Origin of the sequence: Pedobacter chinensis (assembly GCF_003339865.1) — a bacterium.
Classification (GTDB): Bacteria; Bacteroidota; Bacteroidia; order Sphingobacteriales; family Sphingobacteriaceae; genus Pedobacter; species Pedobacter chinensis.
This window is the reverse complement of record NZ_QPKV01000007.1, coordinates 187,971-205,609: the sequence shown is the minus strand read 5'-3', so window position 1 is coordinate 205,609 and position 17,639 is coordinate 187,971. Positions and strand designations below refer to the sequence as shown.

The window sequence follows — 17,639 nt, the reverse complement described above, 5'->3', positions numbered from 1 at the left end:
ATTTGTTTATATTTTTTATATATGTTCATTCGTTTTGCCAATAGGATTAATGAGAATAGCGATTAATCGCTTAATTATTTAATCACATGTAACGATTTTCCCATTCATTATAAGCAAGGATGATTTCAGGTTGATAAATCAGTAAACAAAAAAGCAACCCAGTTATGGATTGCTTTAGCTTATTCGACATTTCACTTGGCAGAGATTTCTGCATTGTGGTCGAGATGATGAATTGTATATTCTAGTGCAACTCTAAAGTTTGTGCTCTGTCTGGTCCTACTGAAAGGAATTTGATTGGCACTTCTAATTCCTTTTCCAGAAACGCGATGTATTCAGTTAATTTAGCTGGAATTTCATCAACAGAGGTAATTTTAGTTACATCAGTAGCCCAGCCATCAATCGCTTTCAATACAGGCTTTGGTTCAATAGAAATGATGTCATATGGCATGTAATTGATGGTTTCGCCATTGTATTCGTAATGAGTACAAGCATAAATGGTATCAAAAGTATCCAAAACATCGGCTTTCATCATGATTAATTCGGTAACACCATTTAACATGATGGCATATTTTAATGCAGGAAGATCAATCCAGCCACAACGGCGGGCACGGCCAGTAGTTGCACCAAATTCATGACCTAAAGCCCTTAGGTTCTCTCCAACTTCGTTATCTAACTCAGTTGGAAAAGGACCGCCACCAACACGGGTACAATATGCTTTGAAGATGCCATAAACCGCACCAACCTTGTTTGGAGCGATACCTAAACCAGTACAAGCACCGGCAGTTGTGGTGTTGCTTGAAGTTACAAATGGATAGGAGCCAAAATCAACATCTAATAATGTTCCCTGGGCACCTTCAGCTAAAACAGCTTTTCCTTCTTTTAAATAACCATTAACAAAATGTTCGCTATCTACGTGAGGAATGGTTTTTAAGAATTCGATTGCTTCGAAAAATGCAGCTTCTTTTTCAGCTAATTCATATTCAAAACCTTCGTAGTGAGAAAGAATTTCGGTGTGTTTTTCTACTAATTTAGCGTAACGCTCTTTAAAATCTGGTAGGGTAGTGTCGCCAACGCGTAAACCGTTACGACCAGTTTTATCCATATAAGTCGGGCCAATTCCTTTAAGAGTTGAACCAATTTTATTTTTACCCATGCGCGCTTCGTTGGCAGCATCCAATAATTGGTGGGTTGGTAAAATTAAGTGTGCTTTACGGGCAATAACCAATTTGCCTTCGGCAACCGGATCATGACCGGCTTTTTTTAAATTATCAAGCTCTCTTTTTAAAATGATAGGATCGATAACTACCCCGTTACCAATTAAGTTCATGGTTTTTTCGTTGAAAATTCCTGATGGAATAGTGTTTAAAACGAATTTTTTGCCATCGAACTCTAAAGTATGTCCGGCATTTGGACCACCCTGAAAACGGGCGATAAGATCATATTTCGGACTTAGTACATCAACGATTTTTCCCTTTCCTTCATCGCCCCATTGCAGGCCGAGAAGTACATCTACTTGCGTCATTATTAAAAATTTAAGCTGGTTTTATTTTGTGGATTGATTTAATTTGCTTGAAGTTTTGCCGCCGTAGCCGCATTTTCACTTACTTTTCTTGCTACACTGCAATCTGAGCAGAAACCATAAAGGTTCAAGGAATGGTGTTTAATGTCAAATTTTAAAAGATCACCCACCATCGTTTGAATCTGGTGAATACGAGGATCGCAGAATTCTACCACCTTACCACATTCAATACAAATCACGTGGTCGTGTTGACGATAACCGTAAGATTTTTCGAATTGCGCCATGTTTTTGCCAAACTGGTGTTTGGTAACCAAATCGCATGACACCAATAACTCCAAAGTATTGTAAACCGTAGCACGACTTACACGATACTTTTGGTTTTTCATGTGGATATAAAGGGTTTCAACATCAAAGTGATCGTTTCTAGAATATATTTCTTCCAATATTGCGAAACGCTCTGGTGTTTTGCGTAGATTTTTGTTTTCTAAATAAGCCTCAAAAATCTTGCGAACGAGCTCATTTGTTTTTTGTTCAGACATAGTTTTTAAACTCCATTCAAAGGTAGGTAAATTGTTTGATTGTTTCAGTGTCAGATTGTTGAAATGTTGTAAGATTAGTCTGAAGTCGAAAGGCCTGAGTCCAAAGTCTATAACGTTAATAACATACAACTTCATGACTTCTGACTACTTTAGGCATCAAATCCGGTATGCTCATTTGACTTCCGACTTCTGACTAAAGACTTCTGACTACTTTAGGCATCAAATCCGGTATGCTCATTTGATTTCCGACTTCTGACTAAAGACTTCCGACTACTTTAGGCATCAAATCCGGTATGCTCATTTGACTTCCGACTTCTGACTAAAGACTTCCGACTACTTTAGGCATCAAATCCGGTATGCTCATTTGACTTCCGACTTCTGACTAAAGACTTCCGACTACTTTAGGCATCAAATCTGGTATGCTCATTTGACTTCCGACTTCTGACTAAAGACTTCCGACTACTTTAGGCATCAAATCTGGTATGCTCATTTGACTTCCGACTTCTGACTAAAGACTTCTGACTACTTTAGGCATCAAATCCGGTATGCTCATTTGACTTCCGACTCCGGACTAAAGACTTCCGACTACTTAGGCATCAAACCTGGTAACCCCTGTAACACCTCTAACTTTCAATAAATTTTTAATCAGGTTTTCCAAATGTTCGGTATCATTCACAAAAATCATAATTGAACCTTCAAAAATCCCCTCATTTGTATCAACGGTAATGGAGCGCATATTCACTTTAAAATCGGTAGAAATTACTCTTGTTATATTATTAATCAAGCCAACATCATCAATACCAACAATGCGTAAACCGGTTAAGAAAGTGAGTTCCTGCTGTTTATTCCACTTTGCCTTAACCACACGATATCCGTAATTTGCCATTAGTTGGGCCGCATTCGGGCAATTTGTCCTGTGGATTTTAATGCCATCACTAACGGTAATAAATCCAAACACATCATCTCCGGGAATGGGGTTACAGCAAGCCGCAAGCGTATAATCAATACGTTGCATATCTTCCCCGATCAATAAGATATCAGAATCGCCACCTTTAATTTTATTCTTTATTCCATCCACTGAAAGATTTTCAGGACGTTCTGGCCCGCGGTGTTCAATCTCTTTTTCGCTTGATAAATATTCTTTGATATCTTTCAATTCGATTTTACCTAAAGCAACATTCACAAATAGCTCCTGGGTTGATGGCAACTTAAAGAAATAGCTCAGTTTTTGTAAATTATCAGTGTTATAAGTGATTTTTAACGATTTCAGTTTACGTTCTAAAATCTCTTTACCATTATCTGCTATTTTACGTTTTTCTTCTTTTAAAGATGATTTAATTTTCGATTTGGCTTTCGCTGTAACTACAATGTTCAGCCAATCTTCTTTAGGTGTTTGTTTATTTGAGGTAATGATTTCTACCTGATCTCCATTTTGGAGCTTGTAAGAAATGGGTACCAATTTGTGGTTAACTTTTGCGCCAATACAGGTGGCACCCACGCCGGTATGGATCTCGAAAGCAAAATCCAAAGCTGTAGCACCCAATGGCAATTGAATCAAAGCACCTTTAGGGGTAAAAATAAAAATCTCATCAGAGAAAAGGTTCATTTTGAAATCATCCAGAAAGTCTAAAGCATTCGCCTCCGGGTTGCTTAACATCTCTCTTACCTTCTGAATCCACTGATCCAAACCATTATCGTTACTCGATTCTTTATATTTCCAGTGTGCAGCGAAACCTTTCTCCGCAATTTCGTTCATACGTTGTGTACGAATTTGTACCTCAACCCATTGTCCGCGAGGCCCCATTACAGTGGTATGCAAACTTTCATAACCATTTCCTTTGGGTGATGAAACCCAATCACGCAAACGATCTGGATTTGGACGGTACAAATCAGTCACGATAGAATAAGCTTTCCAGCAATCGGCTTTTTCATTTTCGTAAGCACTATCCAAAATAATTCTGATGGCAAAAAGATCATAAACCTCTTCAAAAGGAATATTTTTCTTTTTCATTTTGTTCCAGATTGAATGAATTGATTTTGGACGGCCATAAACATCGGCAACTAAGCCCTGTTCATGAACAATTTCATCAATTGGCTCAACGAATTTTTTAATGAATAAAGCACGTTCAGCTTTCTTTTCATTCAGTTTTTTGGCAATAAATTTATAAGTGTCAGGATCGAGATATTTCATGGAAAGATCTTCCAACTCTGATTTTATGGCATACAAACCCAAACGGTGGGCAAGCGGAGCATAAAGGTAAATTGTTTCTGATGCAATTTTAAGCTGCTTATGGCGAGGCATAAAATCCATTGTACGCATGTTGTGCAACCGATCGGCAAGCTTGATTAAAATTACCCTGACGTCATCAGCCAACGTGAGCAGCATTTTACGGAAGTTTTCTGCCTGTAAAGAACTGTTAGTGTCAAAAACACCAGATATCTTGGTCAGTCCATCAATAATTTTAGCCGTTTTTTTACCAAATTCACGCTCAATATCCTCAAGAGTGATATCTGTATCTTCCACAACATCATGTAATAATGCACATACTATAGAAGTTGTTCCTAAGCCGATCTCTTCTGCTGCAATTTGTGCCACCGCTATTGGATGGTAGATATAGGGTTCGCCAGATTTTCGACGCATGTCTTTATGGCTTTCCAGTGCCATATCGAAAGCTTTTCTAATTTCCTTCTTATCACCCTTTTGTAATGTAGATTTGCTTGCCCGTAATAATGCTCTATATCTTTTTAGAATTTCTTGCTTTTCCGCCTCTAAATCAATCACTAACTCTGTTTTCATTTGTTTTTTTTGCGTAAAAATTTGCGTCTTATTTATGAATAAAACTTATATTAGTTCTGTTGAACGACTAATATATGAAATAACACCTAACTTTGTGAAAGTATAAATTTATGAAATTTAAAGGGCTAATCATTCTGTTTATTGTCATGATTTTTGGCGTAAAGCTAAAAGCTCAAGACCCTGATGCTCCTGTTTTTCCAAAATTGGGCAAAGCAGATACCATTCGGGTAGCCTCAACAAACGATAATGGCATTATGATTCCATGGATGCAATTACAGGATGTGAGCATTTTTGCCAATAGAATATGGAAATCTCCGGCAGAACAGGCGGCTTATAACAGATTGCGTTATAATGTTTTAAAGGTAATGCCCTATGCATTATATGCCAAACGCCGGTATGAGCAATTGGAACAGGATATAGCCCAAACACCTGAAAAAAAAGAACAAAGAAAATTGGTTAAACAATGTGATAAGGAAATCAAAGACATGTTTAACCGCGAAATCAAAGAATTAACCATTACCCAGGGACAAATTTTAACTAAACTAATCGACCGGGAGGTTGGAAGAACAACTTATGATATTGTAAAGCAAACGAAGGGTGGTTTCGCTGCTTTCTCTTATCAGATTGTTGCCCGTGTGGTTGGTCACAATTTAAAAAGTACTTACAATCCTAATGAGGATAGAGATATTGAATCAATTATCCGCACTTCAGGGTTTTATCAATAATATATAATGCAGGAAAGCATTCCTAATATTTATTCTTTTAAAGTAAAGAAAATTAATGGTGAAGAACAACCATTATCTGCTTACCGAAACAAAGTTGTTTTAATCGTGAACACTGCATCTGAGTGTGGTTTTACTCCGCAACTAAAAGAATTACAACAATTAAAAGACGAAATTAATCATCCGGATTTTGAGATTTTAGGTTTCCCTACCAATGATTTTGGAAAACAGGAACCTTTAAACGGATCTGAAATCGCTTCTTTTTGCGAGATTAATCATGGCGTTAAATTCCCGGTGTTTGATAAAATAATGGTACGCGGGCAATATGCGCACCCGCTCTATCAATTCTTAAGTGATAAGAAACAGAATTCAAAAATGAGTTCGAAACCCAGATGGAATTTCCATAAGTATATTGTGAATAAAAGAGGCGAACTGGAAGATTATTTTCTGCCATTTACCAAGCCTCTGAGTTCAAAAATCAAAAAGAAAATTCAACGCCTGTTGAATGAAAATGCTCAATAAGAATAATCAATGAAATTAGATATTTTAGTTATTGCCGTTCATCCTGATGATGCAGAACTTTGTTGTTCAGGTACTATTTTAAAGCATATTGCACTGGGAAAAAAAGTTGGTATTGTCGATTTGACCCGTGGCGAACTGGGTACCCGTGGTACTGCCGAAACCCGTGATGAGGAAGCTGCTGATTCAGCGAAAATATTAGGATTGCATGTTCGTGAAAACCTAAGGATGAGAGATGGCTTTTTTCAAAATGATGAAGCCCATCGTATAGCAGTAATAAAAGCAATTCGAAAATATCAACCAGAAATTATTCTGAGCAATGCACTTGAAGATCGCCATCCGGATCATGGCAGGGCAGGAGATTTGGTTTACGATGCTGTTTTCTTATCAGGATTACCTAAAATAGAAACTGAAGTTGATGGTAAAAAACAAGCTGCTCATCGCCCCCGGTTATTATTGCAGTTTATTCAGGATCGTTATATTAAACCAGATATTATTGTTGATATTTCTGATCATATGGACACTAAGCTTAAGTCAATAAAGGCATTTAAAACGCAGTTCTATAATCCGGATGTTGATGGATTAGAGACTTATATTTCTTCACCAGAGTTTTTCGAGACTGTAATTGGCCGTGCCAGGGAATTCGGTAAGAGTATTGGTGCCACTTTTGGCGAGGGCTTTACGTCCAGAAAATTATTGGGCGTTGATAATTTATTTGATTTGAAGTAACTCTTTTTTTAACCGCAAAGCAAAGAAGTATTTCGCAAAGAACACAGAGTCGCAAAATTAGCGTTAAACTAATTGGTTCTCATTCTTCTTTCCCTTAGCGAGAAACTTTGCGCTCTTTGCGCTTAAACTTGAAAGTCCAACAAAATTGCCACTCGTTTGTTATTCTCAAAACGAATAATAATGGCGAATATATTTTCTTCACTCAAAAATGCGTATAATCTTTTTAAGCATGTAGACTTTGATAAATTAGAAGCTTTATCCAAAAAAGTTGATTTACCTAAAATGGTTGAAACCATATCCGGTCTTGATGATAAACAGATTCAAGGGATGATGAAAATGATGGGCGGATCTGGTAAAAAGAAAGAATTACCCCCTATTGAAGGCGATTTTTATCGTCTCGGCGATGAGGCACTTAAAGATGAAGATCGTGAGCTACAATTAAAAGTCAGGGCATTTTTAGAGAAAGAAGTAAAACCAATCGTTAATCATTACTGGAATAAAGCTGAATTTCCTTTTGAGATTATACCAAAATTAGCTGAACTTAATATTTGTGGATTAACTTACCAAGGCTATGGCTGTCCGGGAAAGTCTAATTTAATGGAGGGGATTTTAGCCATGGAAATGGCAAGAATTGATACCTCTATTTCTACATTTTTTGGCGTTCAAAGCGGCCTTGCAATGGGTTCCATTTATTTATGTGGATCGGAAGAACAAAAACAGCAATGGTTACCATTAATGCAACAGTTTAAAATTATTGGTGCTTTTGGTTTAACAGAACCAGAAGTTGGATCTGCAGCGGCCGGTGGTTTAACCACTACCTGCAAAAAGATAAATGATAAATGGGTTTTGAATGGCCAGAAGAAATGGATTGGTAATGCCACATTTGCCGATATTTTGATCATTTGGGCCCGCGATGAAGAAAGCAATGAGGTAAAGGGTTTCATTGTAAAGAAAGATAATCCGGGATTTGCTGTTGAAAAGATGCAGGATAAAATGGCATTGAGAATTGTTCAGAACGGAATTATCACACTTACCAATTGTGAGGTAGATGAAGCAGACCGGTTACAAAATGCCAACTCATTTAAAGATACTGCCAAAGTGCTGCAAATGACCAGAGCAGGCGTTGCCTGGCAAGCGGTAGGCTGTGCCCGCGGTGCTTATGAAAATGCTTTGGAATACACCAGAACACGAAAACAATTCGGTAAACCAATTGCTTCATTCCAGTTAATTCAAAACCATTTGGTAGAAATGTTATCGAATTTAACGGCCATGCAAACCCTATGTTTCAGGCTTTCTCAATTGCAGGATCAGGGTTTGCTGAAAGATGAACATGCATCACTTGCTAAGGTGTTTTGCTCACTGCGTACCCGTGATGTAGTAAGTAAAGCCCGCGAAGTAATGGGAGGAAATGGAATTTTGCTTGAATACAACGTGGCCCGTTTTGTGGCTGATGCTGAAGCGATTTATTCTTACGAGGGGACGAAAGAAATTAATACCTTGATTGTGGGTAGGGCAATTACCGGATTTTCAGCATTTGTATAAATCAACTTACGAAGTTTCAAGAAGACAAAGCTTCGGAGAAATTACTTTAGCGAAAGCTCTATTTTGTAAAAATCAATATAAATGATATGGAGATTCTTCAGGTATTTACCGCAGATAGACAGATAAAATAAAGTCTGCGTGATTTTCATAAATCTGCGGGATGTTCTTTATTTAAACTTAAGTTAACATGAGTTTTGGGCTTAATCCGCCATTGCAATGACGACCGTTTTATATGAAAACAGGATGCTTCGTACCTCAGCATGAACTGTGTTTAAATCCAAAAAATAATTAACCGACAGTATTTTAAGTTGCAGCAAACAAAAAGCATTTCCGCTACTGTTCATTGAATAGCAGTTTGTTCCCAAACCCGATCTCATGGTCTTTATTTTCACAGACTATCAAGTTTATTTTTCTACATTACTTAAGCGGATGTTTATTAAACACAACCTGGCTCATGGCGCTTTTTTCATAAAGTGCAATGCAAGATTTGTTGAATTGCGGATCAAAATTTACTTCTCCGGGATGCAATATTTTTGGAATATGATCACTTTCCATGAAGAAGTAAACTTTGGTACTCCCATATTTGGTATGCGGCATTAAATTACCGTAATCTTCCATTTCTTTCCAAATAGAATCTTTAACCGTAACCACATAAACCCGTTGTACAGGACCAGTATTGTTAGCGTTTCTATACTTAACAATTTCTTTAAAACCAGCTTTCATGTTTTCAATTCCTGGTTGGTTAAAAATATCTTTAACCATAAAGAAAACAATAATCAAAACAATTGCCGTTAAGAGATAAATTAGAAATTTTCTGCTCATGCCTACAATAAAGGCAATATTTTTTCCATCACTGTCAACCCTTCGTCAATATGTTTTTGTTCAATACATAGCGCCGGACGAAAGCGTATTGTTCTTTCGCCACAACCCAGAAACATTACATTGTTTTCCAGTCCCTTATTAATGAATGTATTTCTCATTTCCTTTGTGGGGAAGTCAAATGAACACAGTAAGCCTTTGCCACGAACGTTACTCATTTGATCGAATTTCTGTGAAAGATTAGCCAGGTTGTTTTTTAAATATTCTCCCAGCTGAGCGGCATTATTGCATAAATCGTCTTCTTCTACAATTTGCAGGATTTGGGTTGAACGAACCATATCGACCAGGTTGCCACCCCATGTAGAATTGATTCGGCTTGGAACTTTAAAAACATTAGTTTCTACTTCATCTACCTTACTTCCTGCTAAAATTCCACAAACCTGCATTTTTTTACCAAAGGCAACAATATCTGGTCTGGCTTTTTCGCTAAAATGCTGATGGCACCAAAACTTTCCTGTTAAACCAACACCGGTTTGTACTTCATCGTAAATTAAAAAGGCCTCATTTTCATCAGCTAAAGCTTTCAGCTGAATCAAAAACTCTTCTCTTAAATGATTGTCGCCGCCTTCAGATTGAATAGGTTCTATTATAATAGCGCAGATATCATCTTTATGATCAGTAAAAGCGTGTTTAATTTGTGAAATAGAGATGGCTTCCGTTTGAATGGCGTGATCTAAATTGCTGCCCGAAAGCGGGTATTTAACTTCCGGTACAGCCACTCTTGGCCAATCGAATTTTGCAAACCATTTCGTTTTATCTGGCAAAGTATCGGTTAAGCTGAGGGTATAACCAGATCTTCCATGAAAAGCTCTTTCAAAATGCAATATTTTAAAGCCCTTCTCTTCCTTATAACCTTTAGCGAAATTCTTTTGCACTTTCCAATCCATAGCTACCTTAATGGCATTTTCCACAGCCAATGCACCACCGGCAATAAAAAAAGCATGTGGTAAATAATCAGGTATGCCTACTTTCGAAAAGGTTTCAACAAATTGCGCATATTGTTGGGTGTAAACATCAGAATTGGATGGATTGGCAATCGCAGCTTGCAGAAGATTTTTTTTAAATGCTTCATCATTGACCATTTTCGGATGATTGTAACCTAATGGAACAGATGCAAAACAGGTAAAGAAATCAAGTAATGTTCTGTTGTATTTCGAATCATAAATGTAGGCGCCATGGCTTCTTTCCATGTCATAGGTAAGGTCGAAACCATCGGCCAAAATATGTTTGCTTAAAGATTCGTTAACGCGATCGGCAGGTACTGTTAATTGGTACATAAATTTGGTTTTGGTAATATCCAAATTTAGTGAAATGTGCCTAAAATCAAAATTTAAGCACTTTTTGTACTGCTTAGTCAAAAAATAGGTTTAAATAGTTTATTGTATTTATTTTTAAAAATACTTATATTTGAGACAATTGGTTATGTTTTTAAAAGTGCGGGGATAGCCGCGGGTATAATGTCATGATTAAAAATAATGTTATTGCAAGGTGTGAGGAAACTGAGTTTAAACTCTCTATTCCCACAAAAATTGATCGTAACAATAAAATTGTTGTTTATTTTAATTATTTCGATCCGAACACACAAAAATTTGTTCAAATCAAGCAGTCTACTGGCATTGACCGGTATGCTACACCAAAAATTTATACCCGTCAAGCTAAAGATCTCACAGATGCATTAATAGAGATGCTGAAAGATGGATACAATTTCGTTACGAAATCCTTTCCCGATTATAGAAAGCTTAATTCCACCTCGACCCTTAGTGAGTGTATCAAAGTATGGTTCCAAGTTAGAGACGCGGACTATCAGGCAGGAAAAATGCGTAAAGAAGAACTGGATTCGACGTTAATTGTTTTTACATATTTTTCGGACTTTTTAAAGAAACAGAATATACTTTTTGAAAAACCGGTCATTATTACCAAAACAGACATTGATATGTTCATGAGGAACATTGAAAAAGAGAGGAAGGTAAAATCTAAAAACGGCAGATATCGCACCAACAAAAAAACATTGAGTAAAGCTACATATAATGCCTATGTATTCAAATTGAGCTATTTTTTCAAATGGTTGGTATCTGAAAGGGTGATAAACTATAATGTATGCTTAGATTCTTTTCGTTATCAAACCCGAAATTTAGAAACAAGGTACAGGATATATAGTGAGGAAGAATTGGCAAAAGTAAAAAAACTATTAAAGAATGATCCTAAATATCGTGAGCTTTATATAGCTTCAACGCTGTTGTACACTTTCCGATTGAGAGCGGCGGAACAACTTAGACTCAAAATTGGTTGGTTTTCTTTTACAAAAGGAGTTTTAAACTTACCTGCTCAAACACTTGACGCTAATGGAAAATCAATAAACATTACTAAGAATGGAAATCAAGCAAGTTTTAAGCTTAATGAAAATCTAATAGACCTGATTTTGGATTATATTGGTGAGGAGGGGATGGAACGAAAAGATTGGTTTTTGTTCGGCGGTCATGGGAAAGTTGGTCCAAGACAATTAGATAGACAGTTTTTCACGAATAAGTGGACCTTATTCAAAAAAGAGTACAGGCTTCCAGATCATCTAAAATTTTATGCCTTGAAGCATACGTCGAATTACAATTCATACCAGATACTTGGGGCAGAAGGATTGATGCAAGTGAATCGGCATTCATCTCCTTCACAGTCATTTGATTATATAAAATCAAAACAGAAACTCAAAGTTATTCAAGTAGATGAGTCAATGCACTTTTGATAGGTTTAATTTTTTTTAGCACCTGCTCAAACAGATCTATTTACCTTGAAAGATTAATGTAAATCTAGTATTTGCATTAAAAAGTTTCTCGGCTATTAAATAATTTCAAAGAACAAAGTCAATAAATCATTACTCGTTTAAGTTATGTAGTTTAGTAAACTTTTTTCCGGATGCTATCAATCTGTGTTTGATTTTAGCTATACGTTCGCTTTTATTCACTCTTTTGTTTTTTTTATGTGTAGGTGCCGTGTAAATTTCCATAATATAATTGACATCACTTTTTAGGACTTCAGTAATTCCCCATATTTTGTAGAGTAACTTTACGAAAGTTTCCATATCATTTGATGTTTTTCTATCAGCATAGTCATTCGACTGGTTATTATCATGTGTTTCTGAATCTGCTATCATATTTGTATTTTCTGATTTTATAGACGTATTAATATACCAAAGAAGAGAACCAAATCATTTGTGGAGTGGATTGACATACGGAACAAGCCAGCGTGCGCATTACCCATTCTTCACTGTATAGGATGGCATCCTGGTGCTGAGCGGTCAAAATTGCATCAATAGCGCATTCGCCTCGCTTTTTCATTCATATTTAAGCGAGCGGAAGCCGTAACTTCAAGACAATTCTCGGGTATCCAGCTGATGATCTTTTCGATTCTAGCAATTCCCGCCTGAATCTTTTCGGGCGTAGTGAACTTTCGCTCGATACCAGAAGGGGTTCTATTGATGTTCAACCTGCCAGAGATTTTGATTCCATCCTGATCCTTTATAAAATGGCTGAACTGCTCCAGGGTAGTGCGGACTACTATCTTCTCATTAGGTAACTTTCCTATAAGATTTTCTAATGCTAATTCAAAAATGGTCAATAACGCAAATACATCGAGTACCATTTTTTTTCTGGACGAAGGCTGGTTAAGCCTATTCCCAGCTTACCTGGATCAGCAGTTGTAAAAAGTCCTTTTGTTGGATCAGTGGTATAATTTTTCCAAACCTCGACTGGATTACTTTTGCTGAAAAAGCACTCCTCTGAAGTCAAGGGTATGATATAGTTCCTTGAGGGCAACATTATATTTAGTATATTCTCACGCTCAATGAATTCGGTAAGTCTTTCATAGGCTAAAAATAATGTAATTTCTATTATCTGTAATAAGGTTTTAAGAAACTAAAGAAATGTTAAAATGGTCTGGCAGATTTATTTTGCAAAGAATGGCAGATTCAACGTCATCTTAAGCAAAGCAAAATTTTGATGTCAACTGTAATTATCTTATTGGAATTTTTAATTGAAGACTAAAATAGTTTTTATTGTCTTTGCCGTAGTAGATTTCTGCGTTATTTCCGTAAGCAAACTCAATTCTGCTAACTAAATTACTAAGTCCTGAACTTAGGCTGTCATGATTATAGATTGGTTCCTTTGACATATTGCCTGAGGTAATTATCAGTTGCGCGGATTCGTTTTTGATTCTAATGAACGGCGGGTAATCACTGTGTGTTAAATGAGCATGCTTAAAAATATTTTCTGCTATGGTTATTAGAACAAGAGGTATTATTCTAATTTCTTTAACATCAGGAGTGTATTGGAATTTGAAATTTATCAACCCATTTAGTCTCAGGTTATTAAGGTATAGAAGATTTTCTATGTGTTCAATCTCGGTACCGAGTTTAACTGACTCTTTTGTGTTTTCTGTATCAGCGGTATATCTCATAATCTTGGATAGGGCCATAATAGCTTCTGCACCTTTAGGAGACGCTTTGTAGGTACTGAAATAGATGTAATTTAATGTGTTGAACAAAAAGTGTGGATTAACCTGAGCCAGCAAAAACGCATTTTTTGCCTCTGCTAGCTGCTTATCTATTTGTTCCTGCCTGATCAGCATATCAAACTGTTGCTTTTTTACATTATCATTTTCGTTCCTTTCCCTGATGTACTCAATAAAAAAAAAGTAACCTGTACTTACAAAGATGAAATAGAGCGATCTCCAAAGATATCCATACACTAGAGACTCACTAAATGTGATAACCTTGACAGACAAGTAGTTTGTGTGGCGGGCGAGAAAGGAATCAATATAGAACACCAAAAATATATATAAAGCTATTTCAAGCCCTAATAGTAATACGGTTTTTATTATTCTACTATGGCGTGACCCCAAACCTTTTTTTAGGATAAAATGAGCATGAAAATAGAATAGCGCAATATTTAAAGCGTAGTGAATAACATAATTTGGCATAGCCCCAAATCTACCTGCAGCCATTCCGCCAATCAAGCTATCATAAATAATAAAGACAGCCCAGCACAAAAGGTGAAATTGTAAGCTCTTGGATTTAGTTGCCAATGTGTTTAGGTGATGAATCACCGGTTTAAGGCTTCGCATATGCATTTATGGGAAATAAACTTTCGATAATAAAATAACTGGGTTAGTTTTCAAGAAAAAGTAATGATACAGAGACACTTGAAAATCCAGAAGAAGACAGTTTTTATCTTCAAATCATTGGTAAAACCTATTGCAAAGCTCGAAACCGACCCGACCGTCAGCACGGCTACTGTGACAACCATTAAAACATTTTTTTAAGTTGTTGAATCCCGGTTTGCAGAACCGGGATTCAACAACTTTTCCTTTACAAATTCCATCACGATTTTTTTATAGTTTTCTCCAATTGGAACCTCCCACTTGTAATCCAGATAAATTGTGTTGCCCTCAATCTTCAATATCTTATCGACATTGATAATATTGGATTGGTGAACCCTTAGGAATCGTTTATCGGAAGGCAACAATTTAGACTCCACATTTCTTATTGTATCATTTGTTTTAAACTGTCCCTTGGTTGTTTCAATAAATACCATATGAGATCGTGTATATATCAAGACTATTTCCTCCGGCATCAACTTAATATATTTTCCTTTAAGGTCGCCTTTAATAAATATGAAATCATCTTTTTTATTGGCAGTTGAGACTGAATCGTTCGCTAAAGTTATGAGCCTGCCGATAGATTCAATAAACTTGAGATTATCTATAGGTTTAAGTAAATAATCATATGCTTTGACCCCAAATGCTTCCAAGGCAAACTGAGGGTATGCAGTTGTAAAAATGATATATTTCACTTTGTGACGTACTTTTTCAGCTAAATTCAGTCCTGAGAGATCTGGCATATCAATATCAATAAATAAAATGTCGATTTCTGTAGCCGAGCCGATCTCTGCAAGTGCCTCTAGTGGGTTTGTGAAGGTTTTAACGATCTTGAGATTTTTGAAAGATGATATCCGGTCTGAAAGCAACTCTATTGAAAAAGCTTCGTCATCAACAATGATGCAGCTGAGGGTTTTGATATTCATAATGATTTACTATTTCTTAAACCAGAAACCTATTTAGTAAACAAATGCAAGCATACAATTGACCGATAGAGGATATCAATTGACCGTTTGCAGCAAAATAGTTTTTCAGATAAATTTCTAATTCTAATTTAAAGGTATAAAAAAACAGATATGAAAGAATTTTTAATCCCTAAAAAAATGACAATGTCAAGATTCTCATCATAGGTGGCATGATTTGTAACTCGAAATTTTTTTAATATTAATCGTGAAAGATCAAATAATTATATGAAAAAGGCAGCTTCGCTTATCATTTTTGTTTTAACTATTTTCGTTATTACTCTTTCCTGCAAAATATCATATCCAGTGAAATTTTTGGATCTTAATGAAAAAATAATCAAAGAAAGGACACGATGGGTTCTCAGACTAGAAGACAAATCCGGATTTCTAATAAAAGGGGAAAACTTGTCGCAAGATACTCTAATCATCAATCACGGTAATAAAACATCTATCGTTCCACCTCGGGATCTATTTAATATCAGTATTGAACAAGCGTCCCAAGCTGAAATTTTAAACAGGACCTATCATGACATTACGATACGCATCAAGATAAATTATTATAAAACTAATCTTATTCAAGAAGTATATGAAACAACTAATTAGCAGGGCATTTGCGATTGTAATGTTAACCTTATTATTGTCTTGCTCAATCTCGGAAGATACTGGCCTGGGGATATTAACAGGTAAGGTTTTCCATAGTGAAAAAGCCTTAGCGTTACTGAAAAAATTCTCGCGATTGCAATTTCATTTAGATACTAATCTTACAGTCGTTCAAGATTATCCAGTTATTTCTGAAGAGTTGCTGTCTAGGAATATTGCCCTGTCTTACCAAAAAGCAAGTACATTTATCAACAGAGATTTGATGTCGGAATTCAGTTTCGTGAATTATGTACTTCCCTATAAACTTAATAGTAGCATGCCTAGCGATTGGCGGACTAAAGCACTTTCCCTTTATACTGTTCCTTTCGAAAGAATGAAATACTGCACCAGTTCGGATTCAATGCTCAACATATGTAATGATGTAGATAGATACACGAAAACACTAGTCAAATATAAACTGGACAACACCAATGAGAACATTTTGACATTTGATGAAATAGTCAAAAAGGGATCGGGTTCCTGTCTTTCTATCTGTAACCTGAATTCTTATATCTCACGTGCAAATGGATTGCCGATGACTTTCGATTATGTGCCTGCATGGGGTAATCAGGATGGAGGACATGCCTGGAATGTATTAGTTCCTAATGAAAAGGAATTTTATCCGATTTCTGGAGATGACTCCGGTACCAATGAAAAATATAATCCATTATCGTTTATCATTTCTTCGAACAAGGATTTTTATTCCTATAGAATTCCGCCAAAGGTATACAGAAAAGGATTTATTCCCGATACCACTTCGGTTTATCTAAAGTTTTATAAACAGTTGTCCAACATTGGAACTACTTTCACGGACCTTGATGTCACCTCAAAATATGTGAAGACCGGGGAACTAAATACGCAGTACTATTTTAAAAAAACATCTGAAATCTTAGTAATTAGTGTGCTTAATTCAGGTACTTGGAAACCTGTGTCTGCTATAAGCCCTAAACTTAAAGAATTCAAATTTAGAGATCTTGGAGTGGAAAACCTCTACCTGATATCGACCCTGGATTTTCGAGGGGAGAGCTTTTTGTTTTACCTTGATAAATCAGCAAACATCCGTGACTTCAGATCCACAAAAAGACACAAGATGATATTGTCAAGCGATAAGTCAGTTCTCCAGCAACAAGTAGCATACATCGACAAACATGGCTGGAAACTTCCTGATTCTATTAAAAACCTATCATTTTTGCAAAAGCCCTCTCTTTCGGACAATATGCAATATGAGTTATATGGAATGAAGAAAGGAAAATGGGAGTTGTTAGAAAGAAAATTTGCAAATCATCAAAAATTTACTACTACTGGCGAATATGCAGATGGCTTATACATTCTTATTGAAAAGGGGAGCGTCATCAATGCAAAAACCAGGCCTTTCATTCTATTGAATACCGAGACTATTTTTATTTAAGTGATTCGAGTTAGTCGATTGTGTCTAAATGTATATATCCCCTTGTAACAAATAAAGCGACAACAACGCTAGCTCACAGTACTCCATGAACTATAGTTAAATTATATAAATAATCAATTCTTAAATTAAAAAAAAATGAAAAATTATCAAAAAATCCTATTCCCTTGCGCAGCAGCGTTCGTAATTTCTTTATCGGCCTTCGTATCAGGCGAGGAAGACACCACTATCCCTAAAACTAA

General features: G+C 36.2%; 16 protein-coding genes. 7 read left to right on the top strand and 9 right to left on the bottom strand.

Annotated elements, in window-relative coordinates:
• Window positions 1-241: 241 nt before the first annotated feature.
• From DU508_RS17625 to DU508_RS17615, 3 genes are all read right to left on the bottom strand, one after another.
• On the bottom strand, window positions 242-1,522 hold the full coding sequence (locus tag DU508_RS17625; protein ID WP_115404082.1) for an adenylosuccinate synthase: 1,281 nt from the start codon (window positions 1,520-1,522) through the stop codon (window positions 242-244).
• Window positions 1,523-1,560: 38 nt separating this feature from the next.
• A complete protein-coding gene (locus DU508_RS17620; RefSeq protein WP_115404081.1) occupies window positions 1,561-2,058 on the bottom strand; it encodes a Fur family transcriptional regulator in 498 nt (165 codons plus the stop codon).
• A gap of 589 nt (window positions 2,059-2,647) precedes the next feature.
• Entirely contained in the window at window positions 2,648-4,855 is a 2,208-nt protein-coding gene (locus DU508_RS17615) for a RelA/SpoT family protein (protein ID WP_115404080.1), read from the bottom strand.
• A gap of 110 nt (window positions 4,856-4,965) precedes the next feature.
• On the opposite strand from DU508_RS17615, the gene DU508_RS17610 reads away from it, so the two are divergent.
• From DU508_RS17610 to DU508_RS17595, 4 genes are all read left to right on the top strand, one after another.
• Entirely contained in the window at window positions 4,966-5,580 is a 615-nt protein-coding gene (locus DU508_RS17610) for a DUF4294 domain-containing protein (RefSeq protein ID WP_115404079.1), read from the top strand.
• Window positions 5,581-5,586: 6 nt separating this feature from the next.
• Window positions 5,587-6,099, top strand: a complete 513-nt coding sequence (locus tag DU508_RS17605) for a glutathione peroxidase (RefSeq protein WP_115404078.1) — start codon at window positions 5,587-5,589, stop codon at window positions 6,097-6,099.
• A 9-nt stretch (window positions 6,100-6,108) separates the two neighbouring features.
• Window positions 6,109-6,825: a bacillithiol biosynthesis deacetylase BshB1 gene (bshB1, locus tag DU508_RS17600; RefSeq protein ID WP_115404077.1), complete on the top strand. Its 717-nt coding sequence runs from the start codon at window positions 6,109-6,111 to the stop codon at window positions 6,823-6,825.
• Between the two features lie 180 nt (window positions 6,826-7,005).
• The gene (locus DU508_RS17595) at window positions 7,006-8,367 is read left to right on the top strand and encodes an acyl-CoA dehydrogenase family protein (protein WP_115404076.1); all 1,362 of its coding nucleotides are present in this window, start codon (window positions 7,006-7,008) and stop codon (window positions 8,365-8,367) included.
• Between the two features lie 417 nt (window positions 8,368-8,784).
• Here the strand turns inward: DU508_RS17595 and DU508_RS17590 are convergent, their stop codons facing one another.
• Together DU508_RS17590 and lat are read right to left on the bottom strand one after the other, a co-directional pair.
• Complete coding sequence (locus tag DU508_RS17590; RefSeq protein ID WP_115404075.1) at window positions 8,785-9,189, bottom strand: hypothetical protein; 405 nt, start codon at window positions 9,187-9,189, stop codon at window positions 8,785-8,787.
• 2 nt (window positions 9,190-9,191) lie between these two features.
• The gene (gene lat, locus DU508_RS17585; protein ID WP_115404126.1) at window positions 9,192-10,523 is read right to left on the bottom strand and encodes an L-lysine 6-transaminase; all 1,332 of its coding nucleotides are present in this window, start codon (window positions 10,521-10,523) and stop codon (window positions 9,192-9,194) included.
• Window positions 10,524-10,708: 185 nt separating this feature from the next.
• Between lat and DU508_RS17580 the strand changes: the two genes are divergently transcribed.
• Window positions 10,709-11,983: a site-specific integrase gene (locus tag DU508_RS17580; RefSeq protein WP_115404074.1), complete on the top strand. Its 1,275-nt coding sequence runs from the start codon at window positions 10,709-10,711 to the stop codon at window positions 11,981-11,983.
• A 129-nt stretch (window positions 11,984-12,112) separates the two neighbouring features.
• On the opposite strand, the gene DU508_RS17575 is transcribed toward DU508_RS17580, so the two are convergent.
• The 4 genes from DU508_RS17575 to DU508_RS17555 all read right to left on the bottom strand — a co-directional run bounded on the left by DU508_RS17575 (window position 12,113) and on the right by DU508_RS17555 (window position 15,317).
• Window positions 12,113-12,391, bottom strand: coding sequence for a hypothetical protein (locus DU508_RS17575; RefSeq protein WP_115404073.1), 279 nt, complete (start codon window positions 12,389-12,391; stop codon window positions 12,113-12,115).
• Between the two features lie 155 nt (window positions 12,392-12,546).
• A complete protein-coding gene (locus DU508_RS17570; protein WP_147273657.1) occupies window positions 12,547-12,879 on the bottom strand; it encodes a hypothetical protein in 333 nt (110 codons plus the stop codon).
• Between the two features lie 369 nt (window positions 12,880-13,248).
• Entirely contained in the window at window positions 13,249-14,319 is a 1,071-nt protein-coding gene (locus DU508_RS17560; protein WP_158542204.1) for a sensor histidine kinase, read from the bottom strand.
• A 233-nt stretch (window positions 14,320-14,552) separates the two neighbouring features.
• Window positions 14,553-15,317 carry a LytR/AlgR family response regulator transcription factor gene (locus DU508_RS17555; RefSeq protein ID WP_115404069.1) on the bottom strand — a complete coding sequence of 255 codons (765 nt, stop codon included), beginning with the start codon at window positions 15,315-15,317 and terminating at the stop codon, window positions 14,553-14,555.
• Window positions 15,318-15,581: 264 nt separating this feature from the next.
• On the opposite strand from DU508_RS17555, the gene DU508_RS23905 reads away from it, so the two are divergent.
• Both DU508_RS23905 and DU508_RS17545 read left to right on the top strand, forming a co-directional pair.
• Window positions 15,582-15,956 carry a hypothetical protein gene (locus DU508_RS23905; RefSeq protein ID WP_115404068.1) on the top strand — a complete coding sequence of 125 codons (375 nt, stop codon included), beginning with the start codon at window positions 15,582-15,584 and terminating at the stop codon, window positions 15,954-15,956.
• Window positions 15,940-17,400 (top strand): hypothetical protein, encoded by a 1,461-nt coding sequence (locus DU508_RS17545; RefSeq protein WP_115404067.1) that lies wholly within the window; start codon window positions 15,940-15,942, stop codon window positions 17,398-17,400. Before DU508_RS23905 ends, DU508_RS17545 begins: the two co-directional genes overlap by 17 nt.
• Window positions 17,401-17,639 lie beyond the last annotated feature (239 nt).

Coding starts and splice junctions, on each gene's coding strand:
- DU508_RS17610 (WP_115404079.1), top strand. CDS start 4,966: ATGAAATTTAAAGGGCTAATCATTCTGTTTATTGTCATGATTTTTGGC.
- bshB1 (WP_115404077.1), top strand. CDS start 6,109: ATGAAATTAGATATTTTAGTTATTGCCGTTCATCCTGATGATGCAGAA.
- DU508_RS17575 (WP_115404073.1), bottom strand. CDS start 12,391: ATGATAGCAGATTCAGAAACACATGATAATAACCAGTCGAATGACTAT.
- DU508_RS17605 (WP_115404078.1), top strand. CDS start 5,587: ATGCAGGAAAGCATTCCTAATATTTATTCTTTTAAAGTAAAGAAAATT.
- lat (WP_115404126.1), bottom strand. CDS start 10,523: ATGTACCAATTAACAGTACCTGCCGATCGCGTTAACGAATCTTTAAGC.
- DU508_RS17580 (WP_115404074.1), top strand. CDS start 10,709: ATGATTAAAAATAATGTTATTGCAAGGTGTGAGGAAACTGAGTTTAAA.
- DU508_RS17595 (WP_115404076.1), top strand. CDS start 7,006: ATGGCGAATATATTTTCTTCACTCAAAAATGCGTATAATCTTTTTAAG.
- DU508_RS17545 (WP_115404067.1), top strand. CDS start 15,940: ATGAAACAACTAATTAGCAGGGCATTTGCGATTGTAATGTTAACCTTA.
- DU508_RS17590 (WP_115404075.1), bottom strand. CDS start 9,189: ATGAGCAGAAAATTTCTAATTTATCTCTTAACGGCAATTGTTTTGATT.
- DU508_RS17570 (WP_147273657.1), bottom strand. CDS start 12,879: ATGGTACTCGATGTATTTGCGTTATTGACCATTTTTGAATTAGCATTA.
- DU508_RS17620 (WP_115404081.1), bottom strand. CDS start 2,058: ATGTCTGAACAAAAAACAAATGAGCTCGTTCGCAAGATTTTTGAGGCT.
- DU508_RS17615 (WP_115404080.1), bottom strand. CDS start 4,855: ATGAAAACAGAGTTAGTGATTGATTTAGAGGCGGAAAAGCAAGAAATT.
- DU508_RS23905 (WP_115404068.1), top strand. CDS start 15,582: ATGAAAAAGGCAGCTTCGCTTATCATTTTTGTTTTAACTATTTTCGTT.
- DU508_RS17625 (WP_115404082.1), bottom strand. CDS start 1,522: ATGACGCAAGTAGATGTACTTCTCGGCCTGCAATGGGGCGATGAAGGA.
- DU508_RS17555 (WP_115404069.1), bottom strand. CDS start 15,317: ATGAATATCAAAACCCTCAGCTGCATCATTGTTGATGACGAAGCTTTT.